We start from the raw sequence: 14,416 nt of genomic DNA on the forward strand, positions 1-14,416 counted from the left end.
TTCTTGCACCGATGCTTGACGGTTATCAGCCATGTAGCCATGCTCTCCACCACAAGACGACTGTCTACATACGGAGACAGGTGGCGCACATGGAGACGACTCGGGATATCGAGCGCGACCGCGAGACGGCGGATCGGCTGCGCAAGGGGACGGCGCAGGGTGTCCTGTCCTTCCCGCTGACATCGTTCGACGCCGAAGGCGGCCTCGACCTCGACGGCTTCCGCACCCACCTGGCTGCGCAGCTCGCCGCCGGCCCGGGTGCCGTGTTCGTCGCCTGCGGAACCGGTGAGTTCTTCTCGTTGTCCGCCGAGGAGTACCAGGCCGTCGTACGCACCGCCGTCGAGGTCGTGGCGGGACAGGTCCCGGTGGTGGCGGGCGTCGGGTACGGCTGGTCGCTGGGGCTGCAGTTCGCCCGGCTCGCGGAGGGGGCCGGCGCGGACGCCGGGCTGCTCATGCCGCACTACCTGATCTCCGCCCCGCAGCGCGGGTACGTGGATCATGTCCGCGCGGTGGCGGGCGGCTCGCCCCTTCCCCTGATCGTCTACCAGCGCGGGCAGGTCAAGCTGAGCACCGCCGCGGCCAGGGAACTGGCCACGGTCGACGGCGTCGTCGGCCTCAAGGACGGGCACGGCGACCTCGACCAGATGCAGCGGCTGCGGCTGGTGGCGCCCGGCGACTGGCTGTTCTTCAACGGCGTGGCCACCGCCGAGATGCAGGTACGGGCGTACGCGAGCATCGGCATCCCCGCCTACTCCTCGGCGGTCCACGCCTTCGCACCCGAGATCGCGGGCGCCTTCTACGCGGCGCACCGGGCCGGAGACCACCCAAGAATGGAACACCTGCTGAGGGAGTTCTACCTGCCCCTCGTCGAACTGCGCGACCAGGGCACGGGCTATGCGGTGTCCCTGGTCAAGGCGGCGGCCCGGCTCCGCGGAGCCCCGGTCGGCCCGGTCCGCGCGCCCCTGATGGAACCGGCCTCTGACCACCTGGCGCAACTCGAGGCCCTCCTGCACACCGGCCTGGCGCTCGCAACGTGCACGTGAGGAAGTGAGGGAACGTCGTGCTCAGCAGCGCGCCTCGCATCGTCGAGGTGACCGTCACCCCCGTCCTCATCAGTGACCCGCCGCTGCTCAACATCCTTGGTGCGCGTCAGCCGTACACACCCGGCAGCATCGTCGAGACAGAGACCTCCGACGGCGTCGTCGGCATCGGTGAGACCTACGGCAGCCGCGACCACCCCGCCGAGGAGATCACGGCCGTCCACGCCCTGGTGCCGGCCCGCCTGCACGAACGGTTCAACCGGACGCCGCAGTGCCACAACCGCGACGACGTCGCGGCCATCCGGCGCAAGCACCCCGACTGGACGCAGCCACCGCTCCCGCGGTGGTGACCCCGGCCGGCCAGAACCCCACCCATGAAGGAGAACAATGATGTTCCAGGCCCGACTGCGTCAGGGCCGGCACCTCGCCGGCGCGGCTGTCTGCGCCGCCGCTCTTCTCACCCTCACCTCGTGCGGAGGGGTCCAGGGCGGCGGGGGCAGCGGCGAAGACGCCGAGAACTATCCCACCAAGACCGTGGAGTGGACCGCGCCTTCCGACCCGGGCGGCAGTACCGACCTGATATCGCGCGCCGCCGCCAAGGCGTTGGAGGACCCCCTGGGGCAGTCCGTTGTGGTGGAGAACAAACCCGGCGCCAACGGCGCCGTGGGCGGCAAGGAGATCCTGGGCCGCGAGCCCGACGGCTACAGCCTGGTCATGCTCTTCCAGTCGCTCATGTCGATCGGCCCGCACACCGTCGTCGACGATGACCCGATCAAGATGTCCGACATGGACGTCATCTCCGGGCTGACCGTGGAGGACTACGTCCTCGTCGTTCCGGCGCAGTCGGACATCGAGACCCTCGACGACCTGCTCGCGAAGAAGTCGGTCAAGTACGGCACCACAGGCGCCGGCACCGGCAGTGAGCTGGCCCAGGCCCTCCTCTTCGGCGACGCCGGCGTCAAAGCCGGCGGCATCCCGTTCGACGGCGGCGCGCCCACAGTGACCGCGCTGCTGGGCAGCCAGGTGGACGTCGGCGCCGTCCATGTGGCCGAGGCCGCTCCCCATCTCACGTCCGAAAAGCTGCGTCCACTGGCGGTTTTCGCCAAGGAGCGCATCGACCTCCTGCCCGACGTGCCCACCGTTGTCGAGTCCGGCCACGACGTCGTCGTGGACCAGCGCCGCTGGGTCGCCGGCCCGGCCGGACTGCCGGCCAACGTCGTCTCCGAGCTGCGAGCGGCGCTGAAGAAGGCCTTCAAGGACCCGGAGTACGGCAAGTTCCTGGAGAACAACTACATCGGCCGCTGGGAGGCCTCGCCGGACGCCGTCGTCAAGCAGGTCGAGACCGCCAAGAAGCGCTACGGCGAGCTCATCGACACGTTCGATCTGGACCTGAAGAGCGAGGGCTGAGGCATGAGGACCCAGGCACGGCTGGGGGCGCTGGTGCCGCTCGGCATCGGCGCCCTCGCCGCCCTGGCGGCCGTATCGATGGGACTGGGATCGCCCGCCGACCCCGGCCCCGGGCTGTGGCCCCTGATCGTGAGCCTCGCCATGGTGACGCTGTCCGCCTCGCTGCTCCTCAATCCCGGCGCGGACACCGAGCAGGAGCCGTTCAGCAGGCAATCCGCCGTGGTGGCCCTGGGAGCTCTGTCGCTGGTCGCGTACACCCTGCTCATCGAGCAGGTGGGGTTCGAGGTCATGACGGTGCTCCTGCTGGTGCTGTGGATGCGCGGCTTCGGCCGGGACAGCTGGCGGCTCAGCCTGGCCGTGGCGCTGGCCGCGTGTGCAGCGTCCTATCTGCTCTTCATCGTCGCGCTGGGCGTCTCGCTGCCTCATCTCGTCGCGTTCTGATCCCTCGACACCTGTGAGAACTCGATGGACTTCCTCACTCCCGCACTGGACGGCTTCGGCGTCGTCTTCGAGCCGCAGAACCTGCTGTACTGCCTGATCGGGGTGACCCTCGGCATGCTGGTCGGCGTGCTGCCCGGCCTCGGCCCGGCCGCCACCATCGCCATCCTGCTGCCGGTCACGTACACCCTCGAACCGGCCTCGGCGATCATCCTGCTCGCCGGCATCTTCTACGGCGCCCAGTACGGCGGCACGGTCACCTCGGTGCTGCTCCGCCTGCCCGGAGAGGCCTCGACGGTGGTGACCGCCATCGACGGCTACGAGATGGCCCGCACGGGCCGGGCCGGATCCGCGCTCGGCATCGCCGCGATCGCCTCCTTCATCGGCGGCACCGTAGGCATCGTCGCACTGACCGTCGCGGCCCCGTTGGTGGCGGGCTGGGCTCTGGCCTTCGGCCCGCCGGAGTACGCCGCGCTCGCGCTGCTCGGCATCCTGATGATCTCCACCCTGAGCACCGGATCCCTGCGCCGCAGCCTCCTTGCCGGCAGCATCGGGCTGCTGCTCGCCACCGTGGGCCGCGACCCGCTCCTGGGCAGCGCTCGCTACACCTTCGGCAGCGACCACCTCGCCGACGGGCTCGACTTCGTCATCCTCGCCATGGGCCTGTTCGGCATCGGCGAGATCCTGCACAGCCTCGAACGCCTCCGCCAGGGCGCCCCGCCGAAGCCCCGCGTCGGCCGGGCCCGGCCCAGCCGGGCGGAGTTCCTGCAGTCCAGGTGGGCGATCGCCCGGGGGACAGTGGTGGGCTTCTTCCTCGGCATCCTTCCCGGCGGCGGCGCCACGATGGCCTCGATGGTCGCGTACACGGTCGAGAAACGCTCCTCCAGGACGCCCGAGCAGTTCGGCAAGGGCGCGATCGAGGGGGTCGCGGGCCCGGAAGCGGCCAACAACACCGCCGCCACCTCCTCGTTCATCCCGCTGCTCACCCTCGGTATCCCGGCCAACGCGACCATGGCCGTCATGTTCGGCGCCCTGCTGCTGGCGGGCGTGACCCCGGGCCCGCAGATGATCGACGAACATCCCGAGGTGTTCTGGGGCGTCATCGACTCCATGTACATCGGGAACCTGTTCCTGATCATCCTCAGCATGCCGCTGATCGGGCTGTTCGTCCGCGTGCTGCGCGTGAGGGCCAGCATCCTGGCGCCGCTGACCGTACTCATCACCATGATCGGCGTCTACACGATCCGCTCCAGCATGTTCGACATGCTCGCCGTGGTCGTGCTCGGCGTCGTCGGCTACCTGATGAAGAAGGTCGGACTGCCACCCGGCCCGCTCGTCCTCGCCTTCGTGCTCGGCAACCTGCTGGAGACAGACTTCCGGCGCTCGATGCGGATGTTCGACGGCGACGTGACCGGCTTCCTGGGCCGCCCCGTCTCCGCCACGCTGCTCGCCTTCGTCGTCGTCTTCACGGTCGCCGTACCCCTCCTCAGCCTCCGCAAGAAGCTCCGGCAACCCGGACCTCCCGACACCCCCGCGACCGTCCCCCACCCCGACACCACGACCACCCCGGAGCGAACCCCGGACCATCCCCGCACGGCGGCCGAACCCGGCGGCCACAGCGAGGAGCCACAGCATCCGGGCTGAGCCCTGGACCGGCCAGGCTGCTGTAGGGCACCGGGTGGCCGTGGGCATCAAGCCGCTGGCACGCGACTACGAACACCAGCCCTGCACCTCCGAGTCCCGGGCGCCGGACGGCCGCGGACCGGGCCGCCCGGCAGGCGGCCGACGCCCGCCTCGCCGTCCGGAGTAGGCGGCCGGGGTCTCGGAGAAGCGGATCGGGTGCCGTGGGGTGGGCACGGCCCGGTCGCCTTCGCCGACTTCCACGACCGGGTCGAGCCCGAAGCGTTCCGCCAGCACGACCCCGCCGTCGACGGTGTTGATTGCCCCCTCCACGCGTCAACAAGCCGCGTCCGGACTCCAAACCTCTCGTGGGACACGGCAGAATTACTTGAAACTTCACATTGACATGGGTGTGGTAATCCCACAAGCTGATGATCTATCGCATCCCCCACTACGCGAAGGAATCAGCGCAGCCATGCAACGACTCATCACCAAGGTCCTGGCCACAGCCGTGGCCACCGCCGCCCTGATCGTCACAGCCGCCGGCATCGCCTCCGCCACGGAAGGCTGGGGCGGCTGGTAGAGACCACGGACTCCGTCGGCGGCACGGTCGGCTCCTCCGGCCGCCCCCGCTGACGCGACGGCGAGGGGGCGGCCGGTGCACGGCCGCCCCCTCGCCACGGGGCTCAGTGGTTGTGCGGGAAGCCCAGGTCCACGCCCCCGCTTCTACACCCGCGGCAAGGTCGTCACCACCCGGCGGACGACCCGGCGGTTCCGTCGTTGCCGTAGATGTGGTGGTCGCCGAAGGGGACCTCTTTGTCTCCAGCCCCGACGAGGTCGCGCACAAGCTACGGGTCCTGCGCGACCACTGCGACGACGTCGGCCGCGACTACGCTGCCATCCGCAAGACCGTGCTCTACATGGACCCCAGCGGTACGCTCGACGGCTTTGCCGAGGCCATGGCCGAGTACGCCGAGCTGGGCATCGGCGAGGCCATCGTCGCGACGCCGGGCGGGGCTCCCGACCAGTGGATCGAGCGCCATGTCGCCCCCGCGGCACGGGCGTTGGCCGGGCTCGAACAGCACCATCCCGCCGCCGTGTCGGACGCCGGTACGTCGTAAACCTCGTGCACACGGCGGATCCGGGGTCCCAGCGCGCCGCGCATGATCAGCCACATGATCACCTCGATGCCCTCGGAACCGGCCTCGCGGATGTACTCCTCGCAGGTCAGCGCGGCCAGTTCTTCCGGGTCGTGCTCGATCGCGTTCAGGAACATCCGGTCGAAGTCCTAGTTGATCAGTCCCGCGCGGGCGCCGGCGAGTTGGTGGGACATGCCGCCGGTACCGAAGACGGCCACCCTGAGGTTCTCGGGGGTTGCCGAGGCGGCCGGCGCCGGAGCCGTGCCCTGGCCCCCGGTGCGGCCACCTCCAAGGGCCACTTCCTGCGCCCCACGCTCGTCCTCGACCCGGCCCCCGGCCTGAGGATCGTCACCGAGGAACAGTTCGGCCCCGCCCTGTCGATCCTCCCCTTCGACGACGTCGACTCCGTACTGCACCAGGTCAACAATGACTGGTCGGGGCTGTGCTCCTCGGTGTGGAGCGGCGATCCCGCCCGCGCGGCCGCTTTCGCGGAACGCCTGCGTACCGGTACCACCTGGATCAACCACGCCAACGCCGTCGCGTGCGACGACCGGGTTCCTTTCGGCGGCTTTTGCCAGAGCGGCATCGGGCGAGATGGGCCCCGAGGGCCTGCTCTCCTTCACCGAAGCGCACACCATCGACGCACGGATAGAAACGGCACGTACGGCTGGACCCCGCCTGCTTCAAGCGGGCGGGGTCCAGCCCTTTTCCGGCCGTACGTCACACCAGCGGCACGGACACCGCGTTGTAAGGGGTGTTCTGATCCCGGTCCGGGGTGGTGAAGCGGGAGTTGGGAAGGTACAGCCGACCCTTGTACGCGGCGGCCGTGGTGGGCAGGTCGAAGCGGTCGTCCCTGATCACCCCGATCGCGGTGCCCCTTGTGCCCGACCGGTTGAGCCGGATCACGTCCACCTGGTTGGGGTTGGGCTGGACCACGTAGAGAGTGCGGCCGATGAGCATCAGCCCGTCGCCGCTGGGCAGCGCCGTGTCACCCAGGTCCACCTTGCGGGCCACGCCGGTGCGGGGGTTGACGCGCATCAGCGAGCCCCCGCCCGCGGCCGCGTTGGTGACAAGCAGGGCGCTGCCGTCGGGGGTGAGCGAGATGCCGTTGGACGTGAAACCGGACTGCACCCAGTCACCGCTCAGCGCGAGGCTCTCCGGGGCGCCGATGTGGCCCTTCGTGCCCAGCGGCAGCCTGAAGAGCTGTGCGCTGAACGACTCGGTGAACCAGGCGGCGTCGCGGGTGAGCAGGACGTCGTTGACGAAACTGTTCTCTCCGGCGACGACGTGGTTGGCGAGCAGCGCACCACTGTGGGCGTCGACGACCCGCAGTTCACCGCTACTGCCGCCCGCCAGGAACAGCCGCGCCCAGGAGTCAGCCTTCAGCCCGACCGTCATGCGTCCCAGGCCGCGGTGGACGACTTTGCCCTTGCCATTCGTGAGGTTCACCCGGTAGACGCCGCCGGTGGCGATCGATCCGAAGTAGGCGTACGGCCCGGAGCCGATCGCGACGCCCTCCGGCCCCCAACCGTTGGGCAGCGAGAACTCCTTGGGCCAGGATCTGGTGGTGCCCGGGGCGGCCTGTGCCGTACCGCCGACCAGGGCGGTCGCTCCCAGGGCGATGCCCGCGCCGAGAATCTGCCTACGTGCGGGAGAGCTTGTCATCGATCGTCCTTCCTCGGAAACCAAGACGGGCCGCCGGTTCGGCTGGGCGCCTGGGTTAATTATTGATAGTTCAAGTATTCGGGTACAGCGACGAATGTCCTGACTGTCTTCGGTCCATCGGACGGAGCCGCCGGGGCGGTGCGAGCGCGGACCGTTGAGGCGGGCCATTCGACAGCAGGCCGACCTGGCAAGGCCGAACGTCGTGCGGGGGATACGTCATTCGTCCTTACTTCCGGCCCCCGCCTCCCGGCTCTCTGTCCAGGCGGTCACCGCTGGGCCATCATCCGAAAACCTGCCGGTCGCAGTGGCGCGACCGGCGTGTGCACGGTGACGGCCGCGCGCCGCACCGAGAAGGCGAGCGGGCCATGAGCGTGCAGCGACCGCACATCGAACCCGGCAGTCTCTTCATCGGTGGAACCTGGCGGGACGCGGAGTCCAAGGAGCGGCGCGACGTCGTCGACCCGTCCACCGGCAGAGTCGTCACCACGGTCGCGGAGGCCGACGGGGCGGATGTCGCCGCCGCGGTGGCCGCCGCCCGCGAGGCCTTCGATACGGGGCCCTGGTCCCGGACACCGGCCCGCGAGCGCGCCCGCGTGCTGCATCGGGTGGCCGATCTGGTGCGCGAACGGGCGGACGAGATCGCCGCTGTCGAGAGCCTCGACGTCGGCAAGCCCGTCTCGTTCAGCCGGGGGGTGGACGTGGAGACCGTGGCCGAGACGTACGAGTACTACTCGGCGCAGGCGCAGAGCCTCGACGGGGCCACGCGGCAGCTCCCCATACCCGCCCACGCCTACACCCGCAGGGAGCCCGTCGGCGTGGTGGGAGCGATCACTCCGTTCAACTTCCCGTTGATCCTGAGCACGTCGAAGTTCGCCCCCGCCCTGGCGGCCGGCAACACCATCGTCCACAAACCGGCCGACGAGACCCCCCTCAGCGCGCTGCTGATGGCGGAGATCCTCGCCGACGCCGGCGTTCCCGCGGGAGTGGTGAACGTCGTCACCGGCAGCGGCCCCGTCCTGGGAGAGGCACTGGTGCGTCACCCAGGCATCGACAAGATCGCCTTCACCGGGTCGACGAGGGTCGGCCGCCTGGCGGCGAGCGCGGCCGGCGAACAACTCAAGCCCGTCACCATGGAGTTGGGCGGCAACGCGCCGCACATCGTCTTCGAGGACGCCGACATCGGGAAAGCGATCGGCGCGATCATCAAGGCCTTCGTCTTCAACACCGGACAGTTCTGCATGGGCGGGCCCCGGCTCCTGGTCCACCGGTCCCTGCACGACACCACGTTGGGCATCCTCGCCGACGCGGTTCCAGCGGTCCCCGTCGGCGACCCCTTCGACCCGGCCACCGTCGTCGGGCCGATGGCCGGCGAGCGGCACCTGGAGAACGTCGAGCGCTTCGTGAAAGCGGCCGTTGAGGACGGCGGCCGCATCGTCGTCGGCGGTGAGCGCATGGAACTCAACGGCGGTTACTACTACAAGCCCACCGTCATCGCCGGCCTGGACAACGACGCCCGCACCGTCCAGGAGGAGATCTTCGGCCCGGTGCTGACGGTTCAGCCCTTCGACACCGAGGAAGAGGCAATCGCGCTGGCGAACAGCACACCGTACGGACTCGCCGCAGGTCTGCAGACCTCCGACCTGGCGCGCGCCCATCGGGTCGCCGCGCGACTGGACGCCGGCATCGTCTGGGTCAACGACTGGGCCATGCTCGATCCCGCCGTGCCCTTCGGCGGCGTCAAGCAGTCCGGCTACGGACGCGAATCCGGGCCGGAGGCGCTGCAGGCGTACACGAGGACCAAGTCGGTCGTCATCTCCCTTGCCTGCCCCCCCGACATTGCTCGCTCCGAGCCGGAGGTGGGCCGGGGGAATGGCGGCCTGGTGGTAGGCGTTGTCGCCCGGGCCGTGGACGCCACCGTTGAAGGTGACCCCGGTACGGGCGGTTCGGCGCGAAACGGCGGGCGGTGGTGAAGCCGACCGCGTCCTCGTTGTGCATGCCGTTGACGACCCGGGCGCTCAGGTGCCGGCGCAGACCGTGGTCGGTGCTCTGGTCTGAAGAGGGAATGGGCGGTGAGGTCGGCGCGGGACCAAGGCGGTGGACCGAAGTGGTGGACCGCCCTCGAAGGCCTCAGCCTGCCTGAGCGGCGTCACTTTGCAGGAAGGTGAGCCCGCAGCTATCCTCACACTCAAAAATGCGACTAGGTGCCTAGTTGTTTAACGATGGCCGTGGGCCACTTCCATCAGCAGCGTTGACGAGAGGCGGTCGGCCCCGTGTCGAGCAGTGGGTATCTGCGCTATGTCGCCCTGGGTGACAGTCATACCGAGGGGCTCGGGGACGGCGACGACGTCCGTGGTCTTCGTGGCTGGGCGGACCGGCTCGCCGAGCAGGTCGCCCGCCACAGCCCCGGCCTGCTCTACGCCAACCTCGCGGTGCGCGGCCGTAAGGCCGGACAGGTGCGCGCCGAGCAGCTGGCTCCGGCTCTCGCGATGCGGCCCGACCTCGCCACCGTGGTGGCTGGGGTCAACGACGTGATGCGCCCGGGCTGCGACCTCGACGAGGTGGCCGGCCATGTCGAGGCGATGTTCGCCGCCCTCACCGCGCAGGGCGCCACCGTCGCGACCCTCATGGTTCCCGATGTCGGGCGCATCACGCCGTTGGCCCGCCCGATCGGTCACCGTGTTCTCGCACTCAACGCGCGCATTCGGGAGGCCGCCGACCGCCACGGCGTAGTAGTGGCGGAGACGGCCGCGCACGCGGCGGCGACCGATCCGCGGTTGTGGAGTGCTGACCGGCTGCACGCCGGCCCGCTGGGACACGAGCGCATCGCGGCTGCCGTGGCCCAGGCGCTCGGTCTGCCGGGCAGCGACGACAAGTGGACCCTTCCCCTTCCGGCCGAGGGGACAGACATCTCTGTCTGGAGGACCGTGGGTGCCGAAGCACGTTGGGCCGGCACCTTCCTCGGCCCTTGGGTCGGCCGCCGCCTGCGTGGCCGCTCCTCCGGCGACGGCCGCCAGGCCAAGCGGCCGGCGCTGCTTCCGGTGGCCGCGTCCGCTGGGGACACCTCCCCAGCGGTGTGATGCTCTGGATTGCGACGGCGCCGGCGGCTCCTCGTGCTCCCTTCGCGTACTGCGCGCGAAGCGTCTGCGGATCGTCAACGACGTGGTCGTAGGCGTCGGGGGCGAAGGCCGGTGGCAGTAGACCGACCTCGGAGTGCGGATCGTCCGGTCGATCAAAAGTCCTCCCAGGGTGGAGACAGGATTGACTGGAAGGTGGTGGACGAGAAGGAGACGACGAAGGAGCTCGGCAGCGCAAGCTGTTCGGCGCGCTCGTCGCCCCGCGATTTCACCTCCACCGTCGCCGCACTCACCAGCCCCGAGGCGGCGCGCAACGCCTCCGCCCGACACTCACCGTGCTGGCCAGTCGGCCTACGCGCAGGTAGGCAGGGAGCTGACCGCTCAGGCAGAGCTGGCCGTTGCCGTGCTCCTGCTGCTGACCGACCCGACCGTGGCACAGGTCGGGGACGCACATCCGCTCGACTCCCACAGCGGCCTGGGCCTGAGTGCCTTGTCCTACTCGCTTGTCCTCGTCGTCTGCGGCACGCTCGCCGCCAATGTCATCAGCGGCCAGGTGGACCACGCCCTCGGCTGCACCCACAGCGACATGGGCACGCTGCGGATCCACAGCCCGCTACTGCGGGCGACCCGGGTACGGACCCTGGCCCTCAGCAGCACGCTCATGCCGGGGATGACTGTTCATCACGATCTTCTACAACGCCATGGCGGTACCGACGTCCGGCGCCACGGTCAGGGTGATTTCTGGGCTTGGGACTCGCGGTCGCGTGCTTCTTCGGCTTCGGCGTGACCCGGTTCTACGACCGCAAGGGACCGCATCGCAATCCCGCCGACAAGGAACCGCAGCCGGTCCTCGCTCGGACACAGGCCGACGATCCCTGAGAGGTCGGGCTGCTCAACACCGTACAGCTACTAACTTTGCTGACTAACTGTGTGGGTGGGACCGCCGCAGTCAGCCGTCGGCTCGGAGCGCGGCCGTGCGCTGTTCGAGCCTGCGCAGCGCCATGTCCCCCCACTGGAGGTTCTCCCGCTCGAACGACATCCCGCGCAGCAGGGTGAGATACGGGCCGATGCGCTCGGCCTCGGCGAAGTACGCCTCCTCAGAGCGCCCGTCGAGCAGGCGCTGCCGGAGTCGCTCGTAGCGGGCCAGCTTGGTGGTGGCCCATTCCATGCGCTCGGTGATGGCGGTCCGGACCGCTTCCAAGTCGCCCGAGTCCAGGCACTGCACCTTGACAAGCAACTCGTCCCGGATCACCGCCGGTTTACCCAAGGGCTCGGCGGTGTAGGCGTGGACGGCCTTCCGCCCGGCCTCCGTCAAGGAGAACAGTCGCTTGTTGGGGCGGCGCTTCTGCTCGACGACACGGGCCGTGACGAGTCCTTCGGCCTCCATGCGATCCAGCTCCCGGTAGAGCTGCTGAGGCGTCGACATCCAGAAGTTGGCGACCGTCGCGTCGAACGCCTTCGCGAGGTCGTACCCGGACGCCTCGCCCTCCAACAGTGCGGCCATCACCGCGTTCCGCAAAGCCATGGATTGCACGCTAGCAGATTAATCAACAACATGACTAACAGTCCCTCTTCCCTGTAGACAAGCCCCAACGTGCCCTCTAATCTCCACCACACCTATTAACTTTTCTGAGTATCAGAGGGTGGGCTCATGCATCCCTTCCGCAAGGCCGTCGAGAGCGGCGACCTGGACGCCGTGGCCGCTCTGCTGGCCGACGACGTCGTCTTCACCAGCCCCGTCACCTTCAAGCCGTACCCGGGCAAGGCCATCACTGCCGCGATCCTGCGCGGCGTGCTCCGGGTCTTCGAGGACTTCACCTACATCCGTGAGATCGCCAATGCCGACGGCCGCGATCACGCCTTCGTCTTCACCGCCACTGTCGCCGGCAAGCAGATCCAGGGATGCGACTTCCTGCACTTCGACGACGACGGGAAGATCGACGAGTTCACGGTGATGGTGCGCCCGCTCTCCGCCGCCCAGGCGCTCGGCGAGGCCATGGGCGCCCAGTTCGAGCAGATCGCCCGAGAGGCCGCCGAACAGTAACCACGACGACGGACTTCGACGGACTGCGCACCCTCCTGGAGGAGCGCCACAATGTCCCCGGCGGCTGCGCCACCTCCTTTCGACGAGGCCGCTTCGAGTTCGAGACGGTGCTGCACCGGCTGTCCGGAGTCGGCCTGGAGGTCCAGCCGTACACGCTGCGCGGGCTGTTCGAGAAGCTGGGCGTCGCTGACTCGCTGTAGTTCGTCCAGGAGCACGACCTGTATCGCGCCGTGGTACCCGGTCGGCACGATGTGACCCTGCCCGCCGACCGGGCCCGCGCCGTGGACGCCCTGGAGGACGCCTTCCCCGGCAACCGCGCCCGCGTCGAGCGTTTCTTCGCGCTCGCCAGGGACGTGACGGAGCCGACACGGCACACGACCTCGACGCCCGGATGCTCGCGCAGCCAAGCTTCCAGCGTGTCGGCGGTGCGGTCGGGCGGCACGTCGATCCGCTCATAGGTCTCGGCGTCGATCACCACGGTGGCACAGCGGTGCCGCCGGCGCAGAGCGAAGTCGTCGACGCCGATCACGCGGGGCGCCCGCCCGGTGGGCAACGGGATGCGCAGCAGGGCGCGCAGGGCCGTGTGGTGAGCAGGCCCGCCGCGAGTATCGCCGGCACATGAGATCCCGCCCGGCCCGCTAACTCCTTCACCACAGCCTTGACTGCCCGTCTACGATCAGGTCGTTCGATACGTCCTCGGCCGGCCCAAGTCTTTCTGGCTCGACCTGCATGCCGCGCTGCGCGTCGACAACTGGGCGCTGCATCACGAGTTGATGGCCCTACGGCAGGCCGCAGACCTCCCAGAGACCGCCAGTGCGCTACGGGTCTGTGACGTGGTGCTCTGGATGCATCACCGTACGGATCATCAGCAGGGGAGTTGTACCGGGATCTGAAGTCCGTCGGCCGCGCACAAGGGAGCCTTACGCCCGGAGGGCTGGATTTCCTGCTCCGGTGACACGCCTTGTGACCTGCGCTGTACCAAAGTGCCCACCATCTCTCTGATTTCGTACCGACGGTCTCTGAACATAGTTGGCATCAGCGCAGGTCACGAACGTGCTCTGGCGCCAACTAGCGATCCTGGTCACACGTCGTCGTCGGATCAAGAGGCCTGGCAGCGATTGCCGGCCGGAAGGTCGCCATGGCGGCACCACCACGCTGAGGGCTGGGCCAGTGACAGCTGAACAGTCCGGGGGCGGTGGCTCGGCGTTCGGTCGCCGTCTTCCTCGGCCTGCCGGCGTCTCAGCTTGAGCGGGGGAAGAGACTTTGGACGGCCGTCACGACGGCGGCGCGGCGGGCGGCGGTGGTGGGGTCAGCGGCGTGTTCGGCCGCGGATGCGGTGAGTTCGGGCTGACCTGCCCAGGTCATGGCGATCTGGTTGACGAGGGCGAGGATGTCGACCGGGTCCCAGGCGGCGGTGAGCCGGCCGGCCTGTTGTGCCTGGCGGAGCTGGTCCACTTTGCGAGCGATGATCGCCTGGGTGGGGTCGTCGTCGGTGGCCCCGGAGCCTGACAGTTCGAGGCGGCCCCAGGCGATCAGGCGCTGGTGGTCGGGGCGCGCGGTGAAGTAGTCGAACAGGCGGCCCGCGTAACCGGGAAGGTCGGCCGGGGTCATCCGGGTGGCCTCGGCGATGACGGCCAGTTCGCGCTCGGCGAGGTGTGCGTAGAGCGCCTCCTTGCCGCGGAAGTGGGCGTAGACGCGCTCCTTGCTGGTCCTGGCGAGCTTGGCGATGCGGTCCACACGGGCGCCGGCGATGCCGTGGCGCGCGAACTCCTCCATGGCGGCCGTGAGGATCCGCTCGCGCGTGGTGTCGCCACCGTCGGGCGCGGGTTCGGGTGCCGCAGTGGGGCCGGAGTCGAGGGGGCGGGACATAACCACAGGATAAGCCACCGAACTGTTCGGTTTGGTGCCGTGGGTCCGCATGGCCTAGACTCCAAACCAAACAGTTTGGTTCGGTCTTTGGCCGCACCGGCGAGCACTGAGGAAGTGAAC

The 14,416-nt window shown here is 69.2% G+C and carries 17 protein-coding genes and 3 pseudogenes; 13 read left to right on the top strand and 7 right to left on the bottom strand.

Annotated elements, in window-relative coordinates; translation table 11 throughout:
* The first annotated feature begins 89 nt into the window (after positions 1-89).
* The 5 genes and pseudogenes from ACH4TV_RS12925 (at position 90) to ACH4TV_RS12945 (ending at position 4,529) form a co-directional block, all read left to right on the top strand.
* Positions 90-1,043 carry a 5-dehydro-4-deoxyglucarate dehydratase gene (locus ACH4TV_RS12925; protein ID WP_398397242.1) on the top strand — a complete coding sequence of 318 codons (954 nt, stop codon included), beginning with the start codon at positions 90-92 and terminating at the stop codon, positions 1,041-1,043.
* A gap of 38 nt (positions 1,044-1,081) precedes the next feature.
* Positions 1,082-1,225 (top strand): annotated as a pseudogene (locus tag ACH4TV_RS12930) (glucarate dehydratase); the annotation flags it as partial.
* Positions 1,226-1,427: 202 nt separating this feature from the next.
* Entirely contained in the window at positions 1,428-2,447 is a 1,020-nt protein-coding gene (locus tag ACH4TV_RS12935; protein WP_398397245.1) for a tripartite tricarboxylate transporter substrate binding protein, read from the top strand.
* A gap of 3 nt (positions 2,448-2,450) precedes the next feature.
* Positions 2,451-2,888: a tripartite tricarboxylate transporter TctB family protein gene (locus ACH4TV_RS12940; RefSeq protein ID WP_398397248.1), complete on the top strand. Its 438-nt coding sequence runs from the start codon at positions 2,451-2,453 to the stop codon at positions 2,886-2,888.
* A gap of 24 nt (positions 2,889-2,912) precedes the next feature.
* A complete protein-coding gene (locus ACH4TV_RS12945) occupies positions 2,913-4,529 on the top strand; it encodes a tripartite tricarboxylate transporter permease (RefSeq protein ID WP_398397250.1) in 1,617 nt (538 codons plus the stop codon).
* 66 nt (positions 4,530-4,595) lie between these two features.
* On the opposite strand, the gene ACH4TV_RS12950 is transcribed toward ACH4TV_RS12945, so the two are convergent.
* Positions 4,596-4,838, bottom strand: a complete 243-nt coding sequence (locus ACH4TV_RS12950; RefSeq protein ID WP_398397252.1) for a hypothetical protein — start codon at positions 4,836-4,838, stop codon at positions 4,596-4,598.
* 461 nt (positions 4,839-5,299) lie between these two features.
* On the opposite strand from ACH4TV_RS12950, the gene ACH4TV_RS12955 reads away from it, so the two are divergent.
* Positions 5,300-5,626, top strand: coding sequence for a hypothetical protein (locus ACH4TV_RS12955; protein ID WP_398397798.1), 327 nt, complete (start codon positions 5,300-5,302; stop codon positions 5,624-5,626).
* 17 nt (positions 5,627-5,643) lie between these two features.
* Here ACH4TV_RS12955 and ACH4TV_RS12960 read toward each other — a convergent pair.
* Together ACH4TV_RS12960 and ACH4TV_RS12965 are read right to left on the bottom strand one after the other, a co-directional pair.
* A pseudogene (locus ACH4TV_RS12960) lies at positions 5,644-5,781 on the bottom strand (protocatechuate 3,4-dioxygenase); the annotation flags it as partial.
* Positions 5,782-5,793: 12 nt separating this feature from the next.
* Positions 5,794-6,060, bottom strand: a complete 267-nt coding sequence (locus ACH4TV_RS12965; protein WP_398397800.1) for a hypothetical protein — start codon at positions 6,058-6,060, stop codon at positions 5,794-5,796.
* On the opposite strand from ACH4TV_RS12965, the gene ACH4TV_RS12970 reads away from it, so the two are divergent.
* Positions 5,983-6,426, top strand: coding sequence for an aldehyde dehydrogenase family protein (locus ACH4TV_RS12970; protein WP_398397783.1), 444 nt, complete (start codon positions 5,983-5,985; stop codon positions 6,424-6,426). The two genes, ACH4TV_RS12965 and ACH4TV_RS12970, sit on opposite strands and share 78 nt — an antisense overlap.
* On the opposite strand, the gene ACH4TV_RS12975 is transcribed toward ACH4TV_RS12970, so the two are convergent.
* Positions 6,365-7,309 (bottom strand): superoxide dismutase, encoded by a 945-nt coding sequence (locus ACH4TV_RS12975; protein ID WP_398397255.1) that lies wholly within the window; start codon positions 7,307-7,309, stop codon positions 6,365-6,367. The genes ACH4TV_RS12970 and ACH4TV_RS12975 overlap by 62 nt on opposite strands.
* 365 nt (positions 7,310-7,674) lie before the next feature.
* On the opposite strand from ACH4TV_RS12975, the gene ACH4TV_RS12980 reads away from it, so the two are divergent.
* From ACH4TV_RS12980 to ACH4TV_RS12990, 3 genes are all read left to right on the top strand, one after another.
* Positions 7,675-9,279 carry an aldehyde dehydrogenase family protein gene (locus ACH4TV_RS12980; RefSeq protein ID WP_398397258.1) on the top strand — a complete coding sequence of 535 codons (1,605 nt, stop codon included), beginning with the start codon at positions 7,675-7,677 and terminating at the stop codon, positions 9,277-9,279.
* Positions 9,280-9,579: 300 nt separating this feature from the next.
* On the top strand, positions 9,580-10,386 hold the full coding sequence (locus ACH4TV_RS12985; protein WP_398397260.1) for an SGNH/GDSL hydrolase family protein: 807 nt from the start codon (positions 9,580-9,582) through the stop codon (positions 10,384-10,386).
* A gap of 400 nt (positions 10,387-10,786) precedes the next feature.
* A complete protein-coding gene (locus ACH4TV_RS12990; RefSeq protein ID WP_398397262.1) occupies positions 10,787-11,170 on the top strand; it encodes a hypothetical protein in 384 nt (127 codons plus the stop codon).
* A 162-nt stretch (positions 11,171-11,332) separates the two neighbouring features.
* On the opposite strand, the gene ACH4TV_RS12995 is transcribed toward ACH4TV_RS12990, so the two are convergent.
* Positions 11,333-11,908: a PadR family transcriptional regulator gene (locus ACH4TV_RS12995; protein ID WP_398397264.1), complete on the bottom strand. Its 576-nt coding sequence runs from the start codon at positions 11,906-11,908 to the stop codon at positions 11,333-11,335.
* A gap of 126 nt (positions 11,909-12,034) precedes the next feature.
* Between ACH4TV_RS12995 and ACH4TV_RS13000 the strand changes: the two genes are divergently transcribed.
* Together ACH4TV_RS13000 and ACH4TV_RS13005 are read left to right on the top strand one after the other, a co-directional pair.
* Positions 12,035-12,427 (top strand): nuclear transport factor 2 family protein, encoded by a 393-nt coding sequence (locus tag ACH4TV_RS13000; protein ID WP_398397266.1) that lies wholly within the window; start codon positions 12,035-12,037, stop codon positions 12,425-12,427.
* 251 nt (positions 12,428-12,678) lie between these two features.
* On the top strand, positions 12,679-12,885 hold the full coding sequence (locus tag ACH4TV_RS13005; protein ID WP_398397802.1) for a hypothetical protein: 207 nt from the start codon (positions 12,679-12,681) through the stop codon (positions 12,883-12,885).
* Here ACH4TV_RS13005 and ACH4TV_RS13010 read toward each other — a convergent pair.
* Positions 12,861-12,956, bottom strand: a pseudogene (locus ACH4TV_RS13010) (hypothetical protein); the annotation flags it as partial. The gene ACH4TV_RS13005 and the pseudogene ACH4TV_RS13010 sit on opposite strands and share 25 nt — an antisense overlap.
* A 133-nt stretch (positions 12,957-13,089) precedes the next feature.
* Here ACH4TV_RS13010 and ACH4TV_RS13015 point away from each other — a divergent pair.
* Positions 13,090-13,320, top strand: a complete 231-nt coding sequence (locus ACH4TV_RS13015; RefSeq protein WP_398397785.1) for a DUF6308 family protein — start codon at positions 13,090-13,092, stop codon at positions 13,318-13,320.
* A gap of 346 nt (positions 13,321-13,666) precedes the next feature.
* Here ACH4TV_RS13015 and ACH4TV_RS13020 read toward each other — a convergent pair whose 3' ends face one another.
* Complete coding sequence (locus tag ACH4TV_RS13020) at positions 13,667-14,296, bottom strand: TetR family transcriptional regulator (protein WP_398397268.1); 630 nt, start codon at positions 14,294-14,296, stop codon at positions 13,667-13,669.
* Between the last annotated feature and the right edge of the window lie 120 nt (positions 14,297-14,416).

The organism is Streptomyces sp. NPDC020898 (assembly GCF_044333925.1).
GTDB lineage: Bacteria > Actinomycetota > Actinomycetes > Streptomycetales > Streptomycetaceae > Streptomyces.